The sequence below is a fragment of the Streptomyces sp. AHA2 genome, assembly GCF_036857595.1.
GTDB lineage: Bacteria > Actinomycetota > Actinomycetes > Streptomycetales > Streptomycetaceae > Streptomyces.
This window is the reverse complement of record NZ_JAUQWJ010000003.1, coordinates 609788-632490: the sequence shown is the minus strand read 5'-3', so window position 1 is coordinate 632490 and position 22703 is coordinate 609788. Positions and strand designations below refer to the sequence as shown.

The 22703-nt window shown below is 73.0% G+C and carries 16 protein-coding genes and 1 tRNA gene; 1 reads left to right on the top strand and 16 read right to left on the bottom strand.

Annotation, left to right across the window (positions count from 1 at the left end):
* Positions 1 to 341: 341 nt before the first annotated feature.
* From Q5694_RS10235 to bldG, 13 genes are all read right to left on the bottom strand, one after another.
* Entirely contained in the window at positions 342 to 1487 is a 1146-nt protein-coding gene (locus Q5694_RS10235; protein WP_333932326.1) for an RNA polymerase sigma factor, read from the bottom strand.
* An 8-nt stretch (positions 1488 to 1495) separates the two neighbouring features.
* On the bottom strand, positions 1496 to 1903 hold the full coding sequence (locus Q5694_RS10230) for a YciI family protein (RefSeq protein ID WP_333932325.1): 408 nt from the start codon (positions 1901 to 1903) through the stop codon (positions 1496 to 1498).
* Positions 1904 to 2072: 169 nt separating this feature from the next.
* A tRNA-Thr gene (locus Q5694_RS10225) sits at positions 2073 to 2149 on the bottom strand.
* Positions 2150 to 2256: 107 nt separating this feature from the next.
* Positions 2257 to 3885 (bottom strand): alpha/beta hydrolase, encoded by a 1629-nt coding sequence (locus Q5694_RS10220; protein ID WP_333932246.1) that lies wholly within the window; start codon positions 3883 to 3885, stop codon positions 2257 to 2259.
* A gap of 120 nt (positions 3886 to 4005) precedes the next feature.
* Positions 4006 to 5211, bottom strand: a complete 1206-nt coding sequence (locus Q5694_RS10215; RefSeq protein WP_333932245.1) for a DNA polymerase III subunit delta' — start codon at positions 5209 to 5211, stop codon at positions 4006 to 4008.
* A 421-nt stretch (positions 5212 to 5632) separates the two neighbouring features.
* The gene (gene tmk, locus Q5694_RS10210; RefSeq protein WP_333932244.1) at positions 5633 to 8965 is read right to left on the bottom strand and encodes a dTMP kinase; all 3333 of its coding nucleotides are present in this window, start codon (positions 8963 to 8965) and stop codon (positions 5633 to 5635) included.
* 176 nt (positions 8966 to 9141) lie between these two features.
* Positions 9142 to 12039, bottom strand: a complete 2898-nt coding sequence (topA, locus tag Q5694_RS10205) for a type I DNA topoisomerase (RefSeq protein ID WP_333932243.1) — start codon at positions 12037 to 12039, stop codon at positions 9142 to 9144.
* A gap of 247 nt (positions 12040 to 12286) precedes the next feature.
* Positions 12287 to 12484, bottom strand: coding sequence for a hypothetical protein (locus Q5694_RS10200; RefSeq protein WP_333932242.1), 198 nt, complete (start codon positions 12482 to 12484; stop codon positions 12287 to 12289).
* Positions 12485 to 12738: 254 nt separating this feature from the next.
* A complete protein-coding gene (locus Q5694_RS10195) occupies positions 12739 to 14268 on the bottom strand; it encodes a DUF7059 domain-containing protein (protein ID WP_333932241.1) in 1530 nt (509 codons plus the stop codon).
* A gap of 297 nt (positions 14269 to 14565) precedes the next feature.
* Positions 14566 to 15156, bottom strand: a complete 591-nt coding sequence (locus Q5694_RS10190) for a small secreted protein (protein WP_333932240.1) — start codon at positions 15154 to 15156, stop codon at positions 14566 to 14568.
* A 192-nt stretch (positions 15157 to 15348) separates the two neighbouring features.
* A complete protein-coding gene (locus tag Q5694_RS10185; RefSeq protein WP_333932239.1) occupies positions 15349 to 17763 on the bottom strand; it encodes a sodium-translocating pyrophosphatase in 2415 nt (804 codons plus the stop codon).
* Positions 17764 to 18037: 274 nt separating this feature from the next.
* Positions 18038 to 18469, bottom strand: a complete 432-nt coding sequence (locus tag Q5694_RS10180; RefSeq protein ID WP_333932238.1) for an ATP-binding protein — start codon at positions 18467 to 18469, stop codon at positions 18038 to 18040.
* Positions 18470 to 18591: 122 nt separating this feature from the next.
* Positions 18592 to 18933 (bottom strand): anti-sigma factor antagonist BldG, encoded by a 342-nt coding sequence (gene bldG / locus Q5694_RS10175; protein WP_003991900.1) that lies wholly within the window; start codon positions 18931 to 18933, stop codon positions 18592 to 18594.
* Positions 18934 to 19012: 79 nt separating this feature from the next.
* On the opposite strand from bldG, the gene Q5694_RS10170 reads away from it, so the two are divergent.
* On the top strand, positions 19013 to 21565 hold the full coding sequence (locus Q5694_RS10170) for a DEAD/DEAH box helicase (protein ID WP_333932228.1): 2553 nt from the start codon (positions 19013 to 19015) through the stop codon (positions 21563 to 21565).
* A 54-nt stretch (positions 21566 to 21619) separates the two neighbouring features.
* On the opposite strand, the gene Q5694_RS10165 is transcribed toward Q5694_RS10170, so the two are convergent.
* From Q5694_RS10165 to Q5694_RS10155, 3 genes are read right to left on the bottom strand one after another with little or no spacing between them, the layout of a single operon-like run.
* Positions 21620 to 22093, bottom strand: coding sequence for an Rv3654c family TadE-like protein (locus Q5694_RS10165; RefSeq protein ID WP_333932227.1), 474 nt, complete (start codon positions 22091 to 22093; stop codon positions 21620 to 21622).
* A complete protein-coding gene (locus Q5694_RS10160) occupies positions 22090 to 22449 on the bottom strand; it encodes a TadE family type IV pilus minor pilin (RefSeq protein ID WP_333932226.1) in 360 nt (119 codons plus the stop codon). The genes Q5694_RS10165 and Q5694_RS10160 overlap by 4 nt, the downstream gene beginning before the upstream one ends.
* The gene (locus tag Q5694_RS10155) at positions 22436 to 22645 is read right to left on the bottom strand and encodes a DUF4244 domain-containing protein (RefSeq protein WP_333932225.1); all 210 of its coding nucleotides are present in this window, start codon (positions 22643 to 22645) and stop codon (positions 22436 to 22438) included. Before Q5694_RS10155 ends, Q5694_RS10160 begins: the two co-directional genes overlap by 14 nt.
* Between the last annotated feature and the right edge of the window lie 58 nt (positions 22646 to 22703).

The window sequence follows — 22703 nt, the reverse complement described above, 5'->3', positions numbered from 1 at the left end:
GGCGTCTTTCCGCCACCTCTACCCTCTCGGTCGCCCCGGAACGGTCCGCTGTCCGGGCCGTTCTCGATCTTGGTTCGGCGACTTCCGGCCAATCGTTCAATGACGCAACGGCGAACCGTTGGCCCCATGTTAGCGATCGGTTGGCAAGGTTTGATGTGATCACCTCATCGGATCCGGCCCGGGGGCGCGCGCGTATGGACGCGCAACTCGGGGGAGTGCCGCCGCCGCGGCCGGATCCGGGTCCCGGCCGACGGAGGTGATCGGCCGGGGCCCACCCTCTTCCAGCGCAGGCGTCCGGGCAGCCCGGCACCGGCCCTGGTGCGTGTCAGCCGGGCGGCCCGTCACCGGCCGCGCTGCGTGTTGAGCCGGGCCGCCCGGCGGGTCAGATGGTCCCGCTCGGCCAGGTTGGAAGCCTTCCGTGCCGCCTCCGCGTACAGACGGGCCGCCGTCGCCGGGTCGCCGTCGCGCTCGTGGAGGTAGGCGGCCACCGCGCTGTGGCGGGGGAGGTCGGCGTCGAGCTCCGCGAGTGCCGCCAGACCGGCGCGCGGCCCGTCGGCCTCCCCGACGGCCACCGCGCGGTTGAGCCGGACGACCGGGCTGTCGTTCAGCCGCAAGAGCTCGTCGTACCACTCGACGATCTGCACCCAGTCGGTCTCCTCGGCACTCCGCGCGTCCGCGTGGAGCGCGGCGATCGCGGCCTGCGCCTGGAACTCGCCCAGCCGGTCGCGGGCGAGAGCCGCCTGCAGGATCCGGACGCCTTCGGCGATCATGCGGGTGTCCCAACGCCCGCGGTCCTGCTCGGCCAGCGGTACCAGGCCGCCGTCGGGCGCGGTGCGGGCGGCGCGCCGGGCGTGGTGGAGCAGCATGAGGGCGAGCAGCCCCCGCACCTCCGGGTGGTCGCACCGGGCCGCGAGCTGCCGGGTGAGCCGGATGGCCTCGGCCGCGAGGTCGACGTCCCCGGAGTAGCCCTCGTTGAAGACCAGGTACAGCACGCGCAGCACGGTGGCGACGTCACCGGGCCGGTCGAACCGCACCCCGGACACCGTGCGCTTGGCGCGGCTGATGCGCTGGGCCATCGTGGCCTCGGGCACGAGGTAGGCCCGGGCGATCTGCCGGGTGGTGAGGCCGCCGACCGCCCGCAGGGTGAGGGCGACCGCGGACGACGGGGTCAGCGACGGGTGGGCGCACAGGAAGTAGAGCTGGAGCGTGTCGTCCACCGCGGGCGCGCTTGCGGGCGGCGGTTCCTCGTCGGCGAGGTCCTCGCGGCGGCGCCGGGCGGCGTCCGCCCGGGCCGCGTCGAGGAACTTACGCCAGGCGACGGTGACCAGCCAGCCCTTCGCGTCCCGCGGAGGGTCGGCCGGCCAGACCCGGACCGCCTCGATCAGGGCGTCCTGGACGGCATCCTCGGCCGCCGCGAAGTCGGCTCCGCGGCGGACGAGGACGGCGAGCACGCTCGGGGTGAGGCTGCGCAGCAGGACCTCGTCCACGGGTGCGGTCACTCCGTGACGGTGGGCTGCACGCCGTAGAACGGGCGCACCTCCAGCCACTCGTGGATCGGCTTCCCGTCCTTCCCGGGCGCCGCGGACAGTTCACCGGCCAGTTCGACGGCCCGCTCGTAGGTGTCGACGTCGATCACCATCCACCCGGCGATGAGGTCCTTGGTCTCCGCGAACGGGCCGTCGGTGACCGGCGGGCGCCCCTCCCCGTCGTAGCGGACCCACGCCCCCTCGGGAGCGAGCGCCTGACCGTCGACGAACTCCCCGCTCTTCTCCAGCCGGTCCGCGAAGTCCTGCATGTACTGCATGTGCGCGGAGATCTCCTCCGGCGTCCACTGGTCCATCGGCACGTCGTTCACCGCCGCCGGGGCGCCGCGGTAGTGCTTCAGCAGCAGGTACTTGGCCATGGTGCTCTCCTCGGTGCGGATGCGACCCATTGTGGTCGCGCTCACCCCGGGGACGAAGCCACCACCGGGTTCTCGACATCACCGCGGAACTTCCTTCGACGGGATCGGCAGAGCACCCTCACCGCACGACGGAACCCCAGGCCGGGATCCATCCGACCTGGGGTTCCAGTGGAGCCGCCTTCGGGATTCGAACCCGAGACCTACGCATTACGAGTGCGTTGCTCTGGCCATCTGAGCTAAGGCGGCGCGCTGTCCGCACTATGGTGCGATCAGCAACGACGGTAAGTCTACACAGTTTCCGAGGGTGCTCCGCACCAGCCCCGGAGGCCGGGCTTCCGGGGCCGGAGCAGCCGCTACGAGCAGCGCTTCCCGTCCGGCGGCGGGGTGCCCCGCAGGAGGTAGGCGTTGATCGTCCGGTCGATGCAGGAGCTGCCGCGCCCGTAGGCCGTGTGCCCGTCGCCCTCGTAGGTGAGCAGGCGGGCCGAGGAGAGCTGACCGGCCAGGGCCCGGGCCCAGCGGTAGGGCGTCGCGGGGTCGCGGGTCGTGCCGACCACCAGGATGGGCGCCGCGCCCTTCGCCTCGATGCGGTGCGGCTCCCCCGTGGCCCGGACCGGCCAGTACGCGCAGTTCAGCGAGGCCCACGCCAGGCCCTCACCGAACACGGGCGACGCCTTCTCGAACTGGGGCAGCGCCCTGCGCACCTCGTCGGGGGTGTCGAAGGCGGCCGGCAGGTCCAGGCAGTTCACCGCGGCGTTGGCGAACATCAGGTTGCTGTAGGCGCCGTCGGCGTCCCGCTCGTAGTAGCTGTCGGAGAGGGCGAGGAGCCCGGAGCCGTCGTTCTTCCTCATCGCCGCGGTCAGCACCTCGCGCAGTTGCTCCCAGGCCCCTTCGTCGTACATCGCCGCGATCACGCCGGTCGTGGCGAGCGACTCGGTCAGCCGGCGTCCGTCGGCGTCGCCGGTGGGGGCGGGCCGCCTGTCCAGCTCGGTGAAGAAGGCCTTGAGGTTCTTCCCGACCTGCTCGGGCCTGGTGCCCGCGCCGCCCAGCGGGCAGTCGGACCGCCGGACGCAGTCCCGGGCGAAGGAGCGGAACGCCGTGTCGAAGCCCGCCGTCTGCTCCAGGTTCAGCCGCCGCGCGGGCAGCGACGGGTCCATCGCGCCGTCAAGCACCAGCCGGCCGGCCCGCTTCGGGAACAGCCCGGCGTACGTCGCCCCGAGGAAGGTGCCGTAGGAGGCTCCGACGAAGTTCAGCTTCTCGTCGCCGAGCGCCGCCCGGACGATGTCCATGTCCCGGGCCGCCTCCACGGTGGACACATGGCGCAGCAGCCGGGGCGCGTCCGCACCGCATCCCTCGGCGAACGTCCGGTAGGCGGTGACCAGCCCGTCCGTCTCCTCGACGTCGTCGGGCGTGGAGTCCGTCTGCGTGTACCTGTCCATGTCCGGCCCGTCCAGGCAGCGGACGGGCTGGCTGCGGGCCACGCCGCGCGGGTCGACCGCGACCATGTCGTAGCGGGCCCGTACCTCGGCCGGGTAGCCGATGCCCGCGTACTGCTGCACGTAGCCGACCGCCGAGCCGCCCGGCCCGCCGGGGTTCACGAGCAAGGAGCCCAGCCGTTCGCCCGGACCGGTGGCCTTCTTGCGGGCGACGGCGAGCTTCACGTCGCCGGCAGTGGGCTCGGCGTAGTCGAGGGGCGCCTTGACGGTGGCGCACTCGAAGCCGGGGACGCCGCAACCCCGCCAGGCCGGTTTCTGCCCGTAGTACGACGCGAGGGCCGCCGGGGTGGCCTGCGGCAGGGCGGCCAGGGCGGCCGTGCCTCCGGCCGCCGACGCGGTGGACGTGGAGCTTCCGGAGGAGCAGGCGGAGACGAGCAGCGCGGCCGTGGCGAGCAGACCGGCCGCGGTCCTGGCCCGGCTGCGGGTCCTGCGGTGGCCGCCGCCGGAGCGGGGGGCGGTGGCGGAGCGTGGGGGGCGCCTCGTGTACATCCAGCGAGCGTAACGCTGAGCGACGCCTCAAGTGCCCTGCGTGCGGGGCGTGCCTCGGACGAGTGACACCGTCAACCCGCCGGGTCTCCCACGGGCGTCCGCCGGAGCTCCCGCGGAGCCTCAGCCCGCTCTCAGCGCCATGGTCATCGCCTCCACCGCGAGCAGGGGCGCCACGTTGCGGTCGAGGGCGTCCCGGCAGGCGGCGATGGCCTCGATCCGCCGGAGCGTGGACTCGGGGGTGCTGCCGCGGGCGAGCCGCTCCAGAGCCTCCTCGGCGTCGGCGTTGGCGATGGCCACGCGCGAGCCGAGCTGGAGGGCCAGGACGTCGCGGTAGAAGGACGTCAGGTCGGTCAGCGCGAGGTCGAGACTGTCGCGCTGGGTGCGCGTCCTGCGGCGCTTCTGCTTGTCCTCCAGGTCCTTCATCACGCCCGCCGTGCCGCGCGGCATGCGACCGCCCTGCGCCGCGCCGAGGGCGGCCTTCAGCTCCTCGGTCTCCTTGGCGTCGGTCTCCTCCGCGAGCTGCTTGGCGTCCTCGGCGGCCGCGTCGACCAGTTCCTGGGCGGCCTTCAGCGCACCGCCGACGTCCTCGACGCGCAGCGGCAGCCGCAACACGGCGGCGCGCCGCTCCCGGGCGGCCGGGTCGGTGGCCAGGCGGCGGGCGCGGTCGACATGGCCCTGGGTCGCGCGGGCCACCGCGGCGGCGACGGGCGGTTCGATGCCCTCGCGGCGGACGAGCATGTCGGCGACGGCGTCCACCGACGGCGTGCTCAGGTTCAGGTGGCGGCAGCGGGAGCGGATGGTCGGCAGGACGTCCTCGATGGAGGGGGCGCACAGCAGCCAGACCGTGCGGGGGGCGGGTTCCTCCACGGCCTTGAGGACGGCGTTGGCCGACTTCTCGTTCAGCCGCTCGGCGTCCTCGACGAGGATGATCTGCCAGCGTCCGTTCGCCGGCGAGGTGAACGACTTGCGGACGGTGTCGCGCATGTCGTCGGCGAGGATCTGCGTGCCGACCGCGGCGACGGTGGTGACGTCGGCGTGCGTGCCGATCAGGGCGGTGTGGCAGCCGTCGCAGAAGCCGCAGCCGGGCGAGCCGCCGAGTGCGCGGTCGGGGCTGACGCACTGCAGGGCCGCCGCGAAGGCCCGCGCCGCCTGGTTCCGCCCGGCTCCGGGCGGGCCCGTGAACAGCCAGGCGTGCGTCATCTTCGACGCCTCGGGCGGCGGGGCGTCGGCGGAGGCCGCGGTGACCAGGGCGTCGGCGTCCCGGGCGGCAGCGTCAAGCTGCTCGCTCACCCTCTCCTGCCCGACGAGGTCGTCCCACACGGTCACGGGTCACGCCGCCCTTCCGTCACATTGCGCATTGCCAGGTCCATTGTGGGGGCGGCCACTGACAGCGGCGGCGGGGGCGGGGGCGGGGGCTGGGCGACAAAGGTGCCGCCGGAGGTAAGGGGGGCCGGGCCGTCCGCGCCGTACCGGCCTGCCCGGGCCTCGCGAGCACCCGCCGGATCGAGTCCGCCGGGCCGGGCGTGGCCGGCGGGTGCGTGCCGGCCCGGTCCGACCGCACGGACCCCGCCGGGTCGGCCCGGCCTGGCGGTCGAGCCCGGGCAGGCGATCCCGGGCCGGCAAAGCCCGGGCAGGTCGGCGCGGACCGGGTTCCCGCCCCCGCTCGGCCCGGGCCCGGTACGACGCCCCTGACCCGCCGGAAGCCTCTCGGCCGCCCGCCGGACACCTCTCGGGCCCGCCGGAGGCCTCAGCGGCCCCGGCCGCCCCTGCCCCGGCGGCCCCGGCCCTCGTCCGGCTCGTCCTCGCGGGGTCCGAGGAGTTCGTCCGCCAGGGACGGGAGGTCGTCCAGCGGGGTCTCCTCCGCCCAGTCGGAGCGGCGGCGGCGCGGCGCGCCCTCGGGGTCGACCTGGGGCAGTTCCCGCGTGCGGTCCTCGCCGCCGTCGGGCCGGGCGGCCTCGTCGCGGAAGTACCCGGGCGGCACCCGGTCCTCCGGTCCGTCACCGCGCACGGGCGGCAGCACCGCCGTCTCCTCGGCGTCCGGCCGGACGGGCGGCAGTACGGCCGTGTCCTCCGGGTCCTCCGGGCGGACCGGAGGCAGGACGGCCGTCTCGTCGGCCGCGCCGGACGGCTCGTCCGCTGAGGGACCGGGCGCGGCACCGGGGCGAACCGCGGGCAGCACCTCCGTCTCCTCCCCCGTGCCCTGCGGAGCGGGCGGCAACGGCAGCTCGGCCGTCACCTCGGATTCGGACACACCGGACGCGGAGGCACCGGACGCCGACGCGCCGGAAGCGGAGGCACCGGACGCCCGGCGCGAGTCGCGGTCGCCGGCGTTCTCGTCCCGCACGGGACGCAGCACGGTCGTGTCCTCCGCCGAGCCGCCCGGCGTCACCACGGGCGTCGGCACGGTCGCCGCGTCCCGGCCGGCCGCGGACGCCGCGGGGCCGCGCGGGGGGCTCTTGGGGCCCGCCTCGGCGGCGGCCGCCGCCGCCTCCGCGAGGCGCCGCGCCTCCTCGGCCCGCAGCAGGGCCTCCTCGGCCTTGCGCTGCTTCTCCAGCCGGAGCGCCTCGGCCTCGGCACGCAGCCGTGCCTCCTCCTCGGCCTGCTTGCGGCGCCGCTCCTCCTCGACCTTGCGGCGGGCCTCCTCCTCGGCGCGGGCCTTCTCCTCCGCGAGGAGACGTGCCCGCTCCTCCTCGGCCTTCCTGCGCGCTTCCTCGGCCCGGCGCCGGGCCTCCTCGGCCTGCCGTTCGGCCTCGCGGCGCTGCGCCTCCTCCAGCTCGCGGCGCTTGCGCTCCTCCTCCTCGGCGCGCAGCTTGGCCAGCTGCTCCTGGCGCTCGCGCTCCAGGCGCTGCTCCTCGGCCTTGCGGGCGGCCTCCTCCTCGGCCTTGCGGCGGGCCTCCTCCTCGGCCTTCCTCCGGGCCTCCTCCTGGGCCTTGATCTCGGCCTCGGACAGCGGCAGCACCTGGTCGAGCCGGTGCCGGATGACGGTCGTGACGGCCTCGGGCTCCTGCGCGGCGTCCACCACCAGGTACCGCCCGGCGTCCGCGGCGGCCAGGGTGAGGAAACCGGCCCGCACGCGCGCGTGGAACTCGGCGGGCTCGGACTCCAGCCGGTCGGGAGCCTCCGTGAACCGCTCGCGGGCGGTCTCCGGCGCGACGTCCAGCAGCACGGTCAGATGCGGCACGAGTCCGTTCGTCGCCCAGCGGTTGATGCGGGCGATCTCGGTCGGCGACAGGTCCCGGCCCGCTCCCTGGTAGGCCACCGAGGAGTCGATGTACCGGTCGGAGATGACGACCGCGCCGCGCTCCAGGGCGGGCCGGACGACGGTGTCGATGTGCTCGGCCCGGTCGGCCGCGTACAGCAGGGCCTCCGCGCGGTGGGACAGGCCGGCGCTCGACACGTCCAGCAGGATCGACCGCAGCCGCTTGCCCACGGGCGTCGCCCCCGGCTCGCGCGTGAGCACGACCTCGTGGCCCTTGGCGCGGATCCACTCGGCGAGGGCCTCGGCCTGCGTGGACTTGCCGGCCCCGTCGCCGCCCTCCAGGGCGATGAAGAAGCCGGTGGCCGCGGGGGCCTGGTCGGGGTCGTCACCGCGGAGCAGGGCGTCCTTCAGGTCCTGCCGCAGCGGCACGCCGGAACGGTCGTCGACCTTGGCCAGCACCAGCGCGGCGACGGGCAGCAGCAGGGCGCCGGCCAGCATCAGCGTGAAGGCCGCGCCGCCGTGCGCGAAGACGAACTTGCCGCTCTCCAGGCGGTGCGGCCCGATCCCCGCCGCCACCAGCGGGGCGAGGACCGCGCCGAGTGCCACGCAGACCCGGACCACCGCGTGCAGGTGCTCCGTCGTCCGGGGGCGCCGGTACTCCTCGGTCTCCTGGTCGAGCAGCGTGTGCCCGATGTTGGCGGACATGCCCGCCCCGACGCCGGCCAGCGCCAGGATCAGCAGCACGGTGGTGACGTCCGGGACGAGCCCGGCGGCCAGCAGCGCGACACCGGTGAAGGCGATGGTCAGCGCCAGCAGCCGGCGCCGCGACAGCGCGGGCAGCAGCGCCGGGGCGGTGCGGATGCCGACGACGACCCCTCCGGTGAGCACGGCGACGAACAGCCCGTACAGCACCGGGCCGCCGCCCAGGTCCCTGGCGTGCAGCACGGCCGCGGCGACGGCGGCCGAGACGGCGGCGGCGACGGCCGCGCAGGCGAGGACGAGCAGCGGCGTCGCGCCGGTGCGGCCCCTGTCCGCGCCGGTGCCGGTCCTCGGGCGGCGCAGTCCCTCCAGCGGCGACCGCGCGCGGGGAGTGCGCGTACCCGGCAGCTCCAGGAAGGTCAGGACGGACAGCGAGGCGGCGAACAGTCCGGCCGCCACGTAGGAGGCGAGGGCCGCCTGGTGCCGCCCGAACCAGTCGATGCCGGCGCCCAGAACGTTGTTGAACAGGGACGCGACGACGAGTACGAGCGCGGCGAGGGGGATCGCCACGAAGCCGGTGCGCAGCGACAGGCGGCGCAGGGCGTCCATGTGGTCGGGCAGCGGCCGGACCGTCGCGCCCTCGGGGGGCGGGGCGGGCAGCAGGGCGGGGGCCGCGCTCTCCCGGCACACCGTCCAGAACCGCTCGGCGACACCCGCGACGAAGACCGTGACGAGCAGCAGCGCCGGCGCGTTGCCGGGCGTCCAGTCGATCCACAGGGGCGCGACGATGAGCAGCGCCGCGCGCACACCGTCCGCGCCGACCATGGTCCAGCGGCGGTCGAGCGGGCCGTCCTGCGAGGTGAGCGCGGTGAGCGGACCGAGCAGAACGGCCCCGAACAGCAGCGTCGCGAGGATGCGCACGCCGAAAACGATCGCCACTGCGAACGCCGCGCCGCGGTACCCACCGCCGAAGGAGCCCTCGGCGACAGCCGCCTGGACCGTGAGCAGGACCAGGACGAGCAGGGCGAGGGTGTCGCCCACGCCGCCCACGAGCTGGGCGCTCCACAACCGCCTCAGTTGCGGCCGTCGCAGCAGGGCGCGGACGGCGCGCTCGCGGGAGTCCGTGACCAGTGCGTCGTCGGGGGCCGGCTGAGGGGCCGTCGGTTCGTCGGCTCGCGTCATGCGTTCAGCCTATCGGCAGCCACCGACACCACGGTCCGCCCGGTCTGGCATGCGCACGCCCCGACACCGAAGTGTTGCCGGGGCGTTCGCATTCCGAACCCGGGGCGAAGACCCGGGCCTCGGCCCCCGGATCTCCGACGGGTTGTCACACTCTCTTCACCAGGGACGCAACGGCCTCAGTCGTCCGCCGGGTTCGTGGCGGTCGCCGTCCTGGCGGCCGTCTTCCTGGCGGTGGTCTCGGCGGCGGTGGTCTTGGCGGCGGTCTTCTTCGCCGTCGTCTTCTTCGCGGCCGTGGTCTTCGCGGCCGTGGTCTTCGCGGCCGTGGTCTTCTTGGCCGTCGTCTTCTTGGCCGTCGTCGCCTTCTTCGCCGGGGCCTTCTTGGCCGCCTTCTTCGCGGTCTTCTTCGCCGGGCCCTTGGCCCGCTTCTCGGCGAGCAGCTCGTAGCCGCGCTCGGGGGTGATCGTCTCGACGCTGTCGCCGGAGCGCAGGGTCGCGTTGGTCTCCCCGTCGGTGACGTACGGGCCGAAGCGGCCGTCCTTGACCACGACCGGCTTCTCGCTCACCGGGTCCGTGCCCAGCTCCTTCAGCGGCGGCTTGGCCGCGGCCCGGCCACGCTGCTTGGGCTGGGCGTAGATCGCCAGCGCCTCCTCCAGCGTGATGGTGAAGAGCTGCTCCTCGGACTGCAGCGAGCGCGAGTCCGTCCCCTTCTTCAGGTACGGGCCGTAGCGGCCGTTCTGCGCGGTGATCTCCTGGCCCTCGGCGTCGGTGCCGACGACCCGCGGCAGCGACATCAGCCGCAACGCGTCGTCGAGGGTCACCGTGTCCAGGGACATCGACTTGAACAGGGACGCCGTGCGCGGCTTGACCGCGTTCTTGCCCGTCTTCGGGGTGCCCTCGGGGAGGATCTCCGTCACGTACGGGCCGTAGCGGCCGTCCTTGGCGACGATCGTGTGGCCGGTGGCGGGGTCGGTGCCGAGCTCGTAGTCGCCGCTCGGCTTGGCGAGCAGTTCCTCGGCCAGCTCGACCGTCAGCTCGTCGGGGGCGAGGTCGTCGGGGATGTCCGCGCGCTGGTGCTGCTCGGTGTCCTTCTCCCCGCGCTCGATGTACGGCCCGTAGCGGCCGACCCGCAGCACGATGTCGTTGCCCACCGGGAACGACGACACCTCGCGCGCGTCGATCGCGCCCAGGTCCGTGACCAGTTCCTTCAGACCGCCGAGGTGGTCCCCGTCGCCGTTGCCGGCGTCGGCGGCCCCCGCGGCGAAGCCGCTGTCGGGCCCCGTCTCGCCGAAGTAGAACCGCTTCAGCCACGGCACGGACTGCGCCTCACCGCGGGCGATGCGGTCGAGGTCGTCCTCCATCTTGGCGGTGAAGTCGTAGTCGACGAGCCGCCCGAAGTGCTTCTCCAGGAGGTTGACCACGGCGAAGGACAGGAAGGACGGCACCAGGGCGGTGCCCTTCTTGAACACGTAGCCGCGGTCGAGGATCGTGCCGATGATCGACGCGTACGTCGACGGGCGGCCGATCTCGCGCTCTTCCAGCTCCTTGACCAGGGAGGCCTCGGTGTAGCGGGCCGGGGGCTTGGTGGCGTGCCCGTCGACCGTGATCTCCTCGGCGGTCAGGGCGTCGCCCTCGGAGACCTGCGGCAGCCGGCGCTCGCGGTCGTCCAGCTCGGCGTTCGGGTCGTCGGCGCCCTCCACGTAGGCCTTGAGGAAGCCGTGGAAGGTGATCGTCTTGCCGGAGGCGCTGAACTCGACGTCCCGGCCGTCGGAGGCGGTGCCGCCGATCTTCACCGTGACGCTGTTGCCGGTCGCGTCCTTCATCTGGGAGGCGACGGTCCGCTTCCAGATCAGCTCGTAGAGCTTGAACTGGTCACCGGTCAGTCCCGTCTCGGCAGGGGTGCGGAAGCGGTCGCCCGAGGGGCGGATCGCCTCGTGGGCCTCCTGCGCGTTCTTGACCTTGCCGGCGTACGTCCTCGGCTGCGGCGGCAGGTAGTCGGCGCCGTACAGCTGCGTGACCTGGGCGCGGGCGGCGGCCACCGCCGTGTCGCTCAGCGTCGTGGAGTCCGTACGCATGTAGGTGATGTAGCCGTTCTCGTACAGCTTCTGCGCGACCTGCATGGTGGCCTTCGCGCCGAAGCCGAGCTTGCGGCTCGCCTCCTGCTGCAGCGTCGTCGTACGGAACGGGGCGTACGGCGAGCGGCGGTAGGGCTTGGACTCCACGGAACGGACGGCGAACCGCGTCTGCTCCAGGGCGGCGGCCAGGGCGCGGGCGTCCGCCTCGTCGAGGTGGAGGGTGTTCGCGCTCTTCAGTTGTCCCAGGGAGTCGAAGTCGCGGCCCTGCGCGACCCGCCTGCCGTCGACGGTCTGCAGGCGCGCGACCAGCGACGACGGGTCCGACGGGTCTCCGGCGCGGCCGGTCGCGAAGGTGCCCGTCAGGTCCCAGTACTCAGCCGAACGAAAGGCGATGCGCTCGCGTTCCCGCTCCACCACGAGCCGGGTGGCGACGGACTGGACGCGGCCCGCGGACAGCCGCGGCATGACCTTCTTCCACAGGACCGGCGAGACCTCGTAGCCGTACAGGCGGTCGAGGATGCGGCGGGTCTCCTGGGCGTCGACGAGCCTCTGGTTGAGCTGGCGCGGGTTGGCCACGGCGGCCTGGATCGCGGCCTTGGTGATCTCGTGGAAGACCATCCGCTTGACCGGGACCTTCGGCTTGAGCACCTCCTGCAGGTGCCAGGCGATGGCCTCGCCCTCGCGGTCCTCATCGGTGGCGAGGAAGAGCTCGTCGGACTCCTTCAGCAGGTCCTTGAGCTTCTTGACCTGCGCCTTCTTGTCGGCGTTGACCACATAGATCGGCTGGAAGTCATGGTCGACGTCCACACCGAGGCGGCGGACCTCGCCGGTGTACTTCTCGGGCACCTCGGCGGCGCCGTTGGGAAGGTCGCGGATGTGCCCGACGCTCGCCTCGACGGTGTATCCGGGGCCGAGATAGCCCTTGATCGTCTTCGCCTTGGCAGGCGACTCGACGATGACGAGTCGGCGGCCGCCCTTCGCGGTCTCGCTGGTCGGGGACAACTTCGCTCTTCTCTCCGGTCGACGCTGGGGCCTCCCCGGAGTCGTGTGCCGGGGCTGGGTACGTGGTGACGCTGCGGAGTGTGACGGTACATCCCGCCCCCGTGTCAAACGGGAAAAGCCCGCAACGGCCACTCGAACGGTAACCCGACTACCACCATTCCTGCCGCCCGGAGTGCGGGGCCCAGGCCCGGCCCCGTGCGGTGCGCGCCCCCTCGGACCACCGGCGGACGTCCCGCCGGACCACCCTTCACAGGCGCGTGAAGCACCAGGTTCCGGCCGCCAGCGCGAGCACCGCGACCACGCCCGCCACGGCCGCCGATGCGACCGGCCTCACACCCTCGGCGACGGGCCGCTCCTGCCGCACGCACGCCACCGTCCACGCCAGCAGTCCGCCCCCGAACAGGGAGAACACCGCTCCCGCGAAGATCGCCGGTTCGCTCTCCATGGCTCGCCGCGCCCCTTTTCTCCCACCCACCCGTGTCCAGCCCGGGGAGGCTGTCACGCGTGGGCGGCGAGGAGGCGAACCCGAGGTGAACGCGGTCCGCACGCCGGTGCGGTCAAGGCCGCCTCGTCCGGCACGGCCGGTGCCGGACGAGGTGTTCAAATCGACTCGAATTTGTTGGCGGGCGGCCCGGACCGACCGGCGGCGGACCCGTCCGGCCGGACCGCTCGTGCGGGCCGGACGTACGCGGGGGAGCCTCAGCGGGCCGGCTCCAGGAAGCCCTGCTCGACCAGCAGCCGGATCTGCGCCGGGGTGCGGTCGCGCAGCAGCACCGGGTCCTCGCCGACCAGCTGGGCGATGGCGTCCAGGATGACGCCGGCGCTCATCGAGCCGTCGCACACCCCCGCGAAGCCCGCGCCGACGGTGTCCACCCGGGTGGCCCGGCGCATGCCGCGGTTCTGGCGCAGCACGATGTGCTCGGGGTCCTCCGCACCCGGCAGCCCGACCTGCTCCTGCACGACCTCGGCGGTGAGCCGGAAGCGCTCGGTGAGGAGAGCGGCGTCGTCGTGGCGGCGGAGGAAGTCGAGCCGGTCGAAGTGGTGGCGGATGGTGTCGCCGAGCGGCTGCTCGACCGGGTGCGGCCATTCCTCGACCGTCACCGAGGGCACGGCGGCGTCCGCCTTGCGCAGGGTGATCCAGCCGAAGCCGACGGCCTTCACCTTGCGCGCCTCGAACTCGTCGAGCCACGCGTCGTACCGGGCCTGGTACTCCGCCGGGTCGCCCTGGTGGTCACCGGCGTCCCGCAGCCACAGCTCGGCGTACTGGTTGACGTCCTGCACCTCGCGCTGGACGATCCACGCGTCGCAGCCGCGGGGCACCCACGACCTGAGTCTGTCCTGCCAGTCCTCCCCCTCCACGTGCTGCCAGTTGGCGAGGAACTGCGCGAAACCGCCCTCGTTCAGCCGCTCCCCCGCCTCCTGAACGAGCGTGCGGCACAGATCGTCCCCGCCCATCCCGCCGTCGCGGTAGGTCAGCCGGGCGCCGGGCGAGATCACGAACGGCGGGTTCGAGACGATCAGGTCGTACTTCTCGCCGTCGCGGACGGGCGTGAAGAGGGAACCCTCGCGCAGGTCGGCGGCCGGGGTGCCGGACAGCGCCAGCGTGAGCGCGGTGATGTGCAGGGCACGCGGGTTGAGGTCGGTGGCCGTCACGCGCGTGGCGTGCCGGGCGGCGTGCAGCGCCTGGATGCCGGAGCCGGTGCCCAGGTCGAGCGCGGCGGCGACGGGTGTGCGGACGGTGATGCCGGCAAGGGTCGTGGAGGCACCGCCGACGCCGAGGACGACCCCTTCGTCACGGCGTCCGATCCCGCCGGCGCCGCCGACCGCGCAGCCCAGGTCCGAGACGATGAACCAGTCCTCGCCGTCGGGCCCGCCGTAGGGCCGCACGTCCACCGTGGCGGCCAGCTCGCCCTCGCCCGCACGGGTCAGCCAGCCGCTCTCCAGGCAGGCGTCCACGGGCAGCACCTCCGCCACGCGCCCGTGCGGCGCGGGCTGCTGGAGCAGGAACAGCCGGACGAGCAGTTCCAGCGGCGTGTCCCCGCGGGTCGCCCGCAGTGCGGGCACGGTCTCGCTGCGGGCCAGCGCCGCGTACGCGGGGGCACCGAGCAGGTCGAGCAGTCCGTCGGCGGTGAAGGAGGCCGCGAGCAGGGCGTCCCGGAGCCGGGCGGCGACCTCGGGCCGGTCGGCGGCGGGCAGCGGGGGCAGGGGTGACTGGCTGGCGTTACTCACGCCACCATTGTGGCCGCCGGGGACGGGTTCGCACGCGCCCGTGCCGCCGACGCCCGGGCGGGCGGGGGCGCCGCACGGCACGGGCACGGTCGTCGTCCCTCTTCACGAGCACGAGCACCGTCGGTACGGGCCCGGGCGTCACCCGGCAAGGCCCCGGACGCCACAGGGCCGTGATCCGGCGCGGGCACGGACTCCGTACGGCCGTGATCCGGCCCGGGCACGACGGCCGTACCGCCGCCGTGATCCGGCCCGGGCACCGGCGTGCCCCGACGGGCCGCCGCCCCGCCCGGGCGCCGGTCAGCTCTGCGTCGCGCCCGCCGAGGCCGTGGCCGCCTTGCAGCTGGACTGCCGGGCCATCGCCTGGCCGACCTCGCCCTCCTCCAGGTTCTTCAGGGCGTCGTTGCCGCTCTGGCTCAGCTTGTCCAGCTCGCCGGCGATGTCCTTGAGGCCGTCGGCGAACTTGCCCTGGTCCTTGGTGTCGAGCTCGTCCACCTGCTTCTTCAGCGAGGCGTACGACGCGGAGATCGAGTTGAGCTCCTTGACCGCGTCCTGCTGCTTCTTCTCGCCGTTCTCGACGTCCGGCGCCCCGGCCTTGTTCACGGCGCTGCCGATCGCCTTGTAGGCGTCGGACATGTCCTGGAAGGCTTGCGCGTCGGTCTTCTGGACGTCCTCGGGCGCGCTGTTGTCCGAGGTCTGCTTCTGGATCGCGGCGTTCGCCGACTCGATCTTCTTTGCCTGCGGCTGCACGGCGTCGCAGACCTGCTTGGCCCAGGCATCGAGCTTGTCGTCGCCGTCGTCGCCGCCGCAGCCGGACAGCGCCAGTACCAGTACCGCACCGCCGGACAGTGCGGCCGCGAGCTTCTTGTTCACCGGTTTGGTCCCTTCCATGGCTCTCGGCCCCGGAACATACACGCCGCATGCACGGCAACCGCACGCCGAACGCCTAATAAGACCATTTTGTAACCTTTTGCACCAAGCGAGAGAAGGCTCACGCGTGGTCGTGCACCCGCACAGCGCGGGCGGGCGACGCGCAACGCGCGCCGCCCGCCCACACCTTGAGCCGGATATCCAGGAACGTCCCTACGAAACCACCGCCGGATCGGCCGACTTGGGCTTCGGAGGCTCGGGCTCGGCGTTGTCGTCGTCGCCCATGGCGATCCCGCGCCGTTTCGACACGTACACCGCCCCGACGATGACGACGAACGCCAGGACCGCGATCAGGACGCGCACCCCGATGCTCTTGTCCGGACCGTAGGAAAACTTGATCACCGCGGGCGCGATGAGCAGAGCCACCAGGTTCATGACCTTCAGCAGCGGGTTGATCGCGGGACCGGCGGTGTCCTTGAACGGGTCGCCGACGGTGTCGCCGATCACGGTCGCCGCGTGCGCCTCGCTGCCCTTGCCGCCGTGGTGGCCGTCCTCGACGAGCTTCTTGGCGTTGTCCCACGCGCCACCGGAGTTGGCGAGGAACACCGCCATCAGCGTGCCCGCGCCGATCGCGCCCGCCAGGAACGCGCCCAGCGCGCCGACGCCCAGCGTGAACCCGATGAAGATCGGCGCCATCACGGCCAGCAGACCCGGGGTGGCGAGCTCGCGCAGGGCGTCCTTGGTGCAGATGTCGACGACCTTGCCGTACTCCGGTTTCTCGCTGTAGTCCATGATCCCGGGCTTCTCGCGGAACTGCCGCCGCACCTCGAAGACCACGGAACCCGCCGAGCGCGACACGGCGTTGATCGCCAGCCCCGAGAAGAGGAAGACGACCGCCGCGCCCGCGATCAGGCCCACCAGGTTGTTGGGCTGCGAGATGTCCATCATCAGGCTCATCGGGGCGCCCTCGCCGCTGAGCCTCTCGCCCACGTCCCGCGCCCCGGTGAAGATCGCGTCGCGGTACGACCCGAACAGCGCCGCCGCCGCGAGCACGGCCGTGGCGATCGCGATGCCCTTGGTGATCGCCTTGGTGGTGTTGCCGACCGCGTCCAGGTTGGTGAGCACCTGCGCGCCCGCGCCCTCGACGTCACCGGACATCTCGGCGATGCCCTGCGCGTTGTCGGAGACCGGCCCGAAGGTGTCCATCGCGACGATCACACCGACCGTGGTGAGCAGGCCGGTGCCGGCCAGCGCCACCGCGAACAGCGCGAGCATGATCGACGTGCCGCCGAGCAGGAACGCCCCGTACACCCCGAGTCCGATCAACAGGGCGGTGTAGACGGCCGATTCCAGACCCACGGAGATACCGGCGAGGACGACGGTGGCCGGACCGGTCAGCGAGGTCTTGCCGATGTCCCGGACGGGCCGTCGGGTGGTCTCCGTGAAGTAGCCCGTCAACTGCTGGATCAGGGCGGCCAGCACGATGCCGATGGCCACCGCGACCAGGGCGAGGATCCGTGGATCGCCGTCCTTGCCCTGGATGGCGGCGTCGGTCACGCCGTCCAGCTCCGAGTACTTGCCCGGCAGGTACACGAACACGGCCACCGCCACCAGCACGAGCGAGATCGCCGCGGAGATGAAGAAGCCGCGGTTGATGGCGCTCATGCCGCTGCGGTCGGCCCGCCGGGGCGCCACCGCGAAGATGCCGATCATCGCCGTGATCACACCGATCGCCGGCACCAGCAGCGGGAAGCCGAGACCGGCGTCGCCGAAGGCCGCCGAGCCGAGGATCAGTGCGGCGACCAGGGTGACGGCGTAGGACTCGAAGAGGTCGGCCGCCATGCCCGCGCAGTCGCCGACGTTGTCGCCCACATTGTCGGCGATGGTCGCGGCATTGCGCGGATCGTCCTCCGGAATGCCCTGCTCGACCTTGCCGACCAGGTCGGCGCCGACGTCGGCGGCCTTGGTGAAGATGCCGCCGCCGACCCGCATGAACATCGCGATCAGCGCGGCCCCGAGGCCGAAGCCCTCCAGCACCTTCGGCGCGTCGGCGGCGTACACCAGCACCACGCAGGAGGCACCGAGCAGGCCGAGGCCCACCGTGAACATGCCGACCACGCCACCCGTACGGAAAGCGATCTTCATCGCTTTGTGCGAGACGGCGGTCAGATCCTTTTCCGGCTCGCCCTCCGCCGGTGTCGCCTCGCGCGCCGCCGCGGCGACGCGCACATTGCTGCGGACGGCGAGCCACATGCCGATATAACCGGTGGCCGCCGAGAACGCCGCTCCGATCAAAAAGAACACCGAACGTCCGGCGCGCTGACTCCAGTCGTCCGCGGGAAGCAGCATGAGCAGGAAGAACACGACCACGGCGAATACGCCGAGCGTGCGCAGCTGCCGCGCCAGATAGGCGTTCGCGCCCTCTTGGACCGCTGCCGCGATCTTTTTCATGCTGTCGGTGCCCTCGCCCGCCGCGAGCACCTGGCGCACCAGGACCCCCGCGAGTACCAGGGCCGCCAGTGCGACGACCGCGATGACCACGACGAGCACACGGTTGCCGTCGGTCAGTACGGCGGCTGCGAGGTCGGTGGGTCGGCCCGACTGTGGTGTGATGGAAAGCCCCGCCATTCGTCCTCCTTGACGCTTGGGCTGAGCTCAAGATGTGGACGGGATTCTAGGTACCGGAACCTGATCAAAACAGTGCGCGATAAACGGAATTCGCCTGCGACGTAATGCCCTGAAAGCATTCTCGGAGCACCATGCGACACGCGAAATGATCGTGAACGAATTCACGCGATGAACGGCACAGGACCCACTGTAAAGGCGATCACCGGCACCCGCACACGACGAAGGGCCCCACGGGTGGGGCCCTTCGGGAAGAACGATGTGGACGGTGGCCGGATCAGACCAGGATCGTCGGCGGCGGCGTCGTCGGCCAGGTCATCTTGATGGATCCACCGTGCTCTCCCGCACTGACCTCGACGTCGTCGACGAGTCCGCTGATGACCGCGAGGCCCATCTCGTCCTCGTCGGTCTCGCCGTCGCCGTCCCCGGCGCCGGATGCGCGGTCGCCGGGTGCCGCGTGCGGGGCCTCGTCGCCGACCTCGATGGAGAACTGCTTCTCCTCCTCGATCAGCAGCACCTTCACCGGTGCCGAGATCCCGCCGGTCTGGTGCAGTCCGACGGCCCGGGTGCACGCCTCGCCGACGGCGAGCCTGACCTCGTCGAGGACGGCCTCCTCCACTCCGGCCCTGCGCGCCACCGCTGCCGCCACCAGCCGGGCGGTCCTGACGTGCTCGGGCAGCGCGCTGAAGCGGAGCTCAACGGTGGCCATGCATCCCCCTCGCAACTTCGGGCGTGCTGTCGAGGGACTCCGGGCCGCCGAAAGCCCGGGCCCCCTCGGTCTTCACTTCCGCCGAACATCGGCCGGCCCGGGCACGGGGCCCGGGACCGGTGTCAGTCGGTGGCCGCAACCGCTTCCTCCACCGAGGTGTGAATCGGGAACACCTTGGTGAGGCCGGTGATGCGGAAAATCTTCAGAATGCGCTCCTGGTTGCAGACCAGGCGCAGGGAGCCCTCATGGGCCCGCACGCGCTTCAGGCCGCCGACCAGAACGCCGAGTCCGGTGGAGTCGAGGAAGTCCACGCCCTCCATGTCGACGACAAGGTGGAAACTGCCGTCGTTCACCAGCTCGACCAACTGCTCGCGCAGCTTGGGCGCGGTATATACGTCGATTTCGCCACCGACCCTGACGATCGTGCGATCGCCCATGGTCTCGGTCGACAGGGACAGGTCCACGGATCCTCCAGCACCTTGCTATCGAGCGGTCGCCCTTGGGGCATCTCGGCTTCAGCCCTTGGACGCTTCGCCAGCCGCGATGGCATTCAATCACTTACCGGCAGGCGTGCACGACGCCTTGGCTCCATTGTCCGTCACGCCAGTGACACACTCGGTGCCGATGGCCAAGAATCACCGATCCGATCGAACCCCGACGGACCCCGCCTCCCGGCCCGCCCCGGGCGCGGTCCTGGACCGGCTCGCGTCCGGTCCGAGCAGGGCTTCGCGCATTACTCATACGGAGCACTTGCCCCCGCGCGCGGGTCGGCATGCCGTCTGGCCGGACCGGATCCGCGCGGAGGTCGTGGCGGCCGTGCGGGCGGCGGGCATCGCACACCCCTGGGCCCACCAGGCCCGGGCGGCCGGGCACGCCCTGGACGGCGACTCGGTCGTGGTGGCCACCGGCACCGCCTCGGGCAAGTCCCTGGCCTACCTCGTGCCCGTGCTGTCCACCCTCCTGGACGGCTCCGAGGCCCCGAACGGCCGCGGCGCGACCACCCTGTACCTGGCTCCCACGAAAGCCCTCGCGGCGGACCAGTGCCGCTCGGTGAAGGAACTTTCACAACCGCTCGGCACCTCCGTGCGGGCGGCCGTGTACGACGGCGATACTCCGTTCGAGGAGCGCGAGTGGATCCGCCAGTACGCCAACTACGTGCTGACCAACCCCGACATGCTGCACCGGGGCATGCTCCCCTCCCACCCCCGCTGGTCCTCCTTCCTGAAGTCGCTGCGCTACGTCGTCATCGACGAGTGCCACACCTACCGGGGCGTCTTCGGCTCCCACGTCGCCCAGGTGCTGCGCCGGCTGCGGCGCCTGTGCGCCCGGTACGGCGCGTCGCCGGTTTTCCTGCTGGCCTCCGCCACCGCCGCCGAGCCCGCGGTCGCCGCGCGGCGCCTCACCGGCCTGCCGGTCGTCGAGGTCGCCGACGACGCCTCACCCCGCGGTGAACTGGTGTTCGCCCTCTGGGAGCCGCCGCTGACCGAGTTGCACGGCGAGAAGGGCGCCCCCGTCCGCCGCACGGCCACCGCCGAGGCCGCCGACCTGCTGACCGACCTCACCGTCCAGGGCGTGCGCTCGGTCGCCTTCGTCCGCTCCCGGCGCGGCGCCGAGCTGATCTCCGTCATCTCGCAGGAGCGACTGGCCGAGGTGGACCGCTCGCTGGCCGGGCGTGTCGCGGCCTACCGGGGGGGCTACCTCCCGGAGGAGCGCCGCGCACTGGAGCGAGCCATCCATTCGGGTGAACTCCTCGGCCTCGCGGCGACGAACGCCCTCGAACTCGGCATCGACATCTCCGGCCTCGACGCCGTCGTCATCGCCGGTTACCCGGGCACCCGGGCCTCCCTGTGGCAGCAGGCGGGCCGGGCGGGGCGGTCCGGCCAGGGAGCGCTGGCCGTCCTGGTCGCCCGGGACGATCCGCTGGACACCTTCCTCGTCCACCACCCGGAGGCCCTGTTCGACCAGCCGGTCGAGTCGACGGTCCTCGACCCGGACAACCCCTACGTCCTCGCCCCCCACCTGTGCGCGGCCGCCGCGGAACTGCCCCTGACGGACGAGGACCTCGCCCTGTTCGGTCCCACCGCCGAGGGCCTGCTGCCGCAACTGGAGGCCGCGAAGCTGCTGCGCCGCCGCACCCGCGCCTGGCACTGGACCCGCCGCGAACGCGCCGCCGACCTCACCGACATCCGCGGCGAGGGCGGACGGCCGGTCCAGGTCGTGGAGGCGAGCACGGGCCGGCTGCTGGGCACGGTCGACGCGGGCGCGGCGCACTCGACCGTCCACGAGGGAGCGGTCCACCTGCACCAGGGCCGCACGTACCTCGTGCGCTCCCTCGACCTGGAGGACTCCGTCGCACTGGTCGAGGAGGCATCCCCGCCCTACTCCACGGTCGCCCGCGACACGACCGCCATCTCCGTGCTGGAGACCGACGTCGAGATCCCCTGGGGCGACGGCCGGCTGTGCTACGGCTCCGTCGAGGTCACCAACCAGGTCGTCTCCTTCCTGCGCCGCCGGCTCATCACCGGTGAGGTCCTGGGCGAGACCAAGCTCGACCTCCCTCCCCGCACGCTGCGCACCCGGGCCGTGTGGTGGACCGTCACCGAGGACCAGCTCGACCGGGCCCGGATCAGCCCGGAGATCCTCGGCGGCTCCCTGCACGCCGCGGAGCACGCCTCGATCGGCCTGCTGCCCCTCTTCGCGACGTGTGACCGCTGGGACATCGGCGGCGTGTCGATCCCCCTCCACCCCGACACCCTCCTGCCCACCGTCTTCGTCTACGACGGCCACCCCGGGGGCGCGGGCTTCGCGGAGCGCGCCTTCCACACCGCCCGCACCTGGCTGACCGCCACCCGCCAGGCCATCGCGTCCTGCGAGTGCGAGGCCGGCTGCCCGTCCTGCATCCAGTCCCCCAAGTGCGGCAACGGCAACGACCCGCTGCACAAGAGGGGCGCGGTGCGCCTCCTCACGGTGCTCCTGGAGGGAGCCCCCGAGGAGAAGGAACCGGGCGGGGGGCCCGGGCCGAGCGAAGCCGACGGGGAGCCGAGGAAGGAGGCCGTTGCGGAGCCGGAGGAACGGGAGGCCGAGACGAAGGAGTAGCCGGCCTGCGCGGCCGGGGCGCCCTGGCCGATCAGTCCGGCCCGTGACGCCCGGCTACCGACCCCGCCGAGGAGCGTCGCCGCCCTCCTTCCGCCCCGTGCCCTCCGCCGACACCGCCCCGTCCGTCACCGCCGGCGGCCCGGCCCGGGCCCTGACCCGCGCGGTGAACGGCCCCCGCCCCGAGGCCGCCGTCACGTCCGAGATCTCTCCGGTGACCTCGCATCGCACCAGCCGTACGCCTTGTGCCCGGGCCACCCGGCCGGCCAGGGCACAGGCCTCCGTAGCGCCCTCGGCCCAGTGGTCCGCCGCCGCGAGGGCGGCGAGATCCGCTCCGCCCGCCGCACGGTGCCGGATCACCACCGCCTGTCCCAGCGCGAGGACCACGCCGAAGACGACACACAGCACGGCGACGGCCCCGACGCTCCACACGGTGGCGGACCCGCGGTCCGAGGCAGGCCCCTGCCGCGAGCCACCGCCTCCGGAATCAGGGCACCTCCCGGACACGAGGCTGTGGCCCCGGCCCCTCATGCCCCCACCGCCTCCTCCACCGACGCCACGGCCTCCTCGCGCACGGCGAAGGACAGACCGCGCAGGACCGGCGGCTCGGCCACGACCACCACCCGGACCTGCTCCGGCCCCCGGCTGACGGTGACCTTCGCGCCGGGCGGCGCCGCCTCCCGGGCCAGTCGCACGACCCGCCCGGGCGGGTCCTGGCGGGCAGCCGCGCGGGCACCGGTGCGCGCCGCGTCCACGCACTGGATCTGCGCGGCCACGACCAGCAGTCCCCACACCAGCGCCATCGCGAACATGACCAGCACGGGCAGCACCACGGCCGATTCCGCCGTCACGAACCCCCGGTCCCCGCCCCGCTCACATCCGCGCATCGAGGGCGCCCTTCACGATGGCCTGCAGCTCCGCGCTGACCGTGCCGCTCGTGACGACCTTGTAGAGCACCACCGCGAACGCCACCGCGGCCACGATGCCCATCGCGTACTCGGAGGTGACCATCCCCGCGTCCCTGCGCGCCGCCCGCATCCCGCACACCAGGGCACGCAGCCGCGCCCGTACCGCCTGATACATCTCAACCCCCGTAGGAAAGAGTCCGAATGTCCACTGCTCGTCGCTTGTCCCGCTCGCT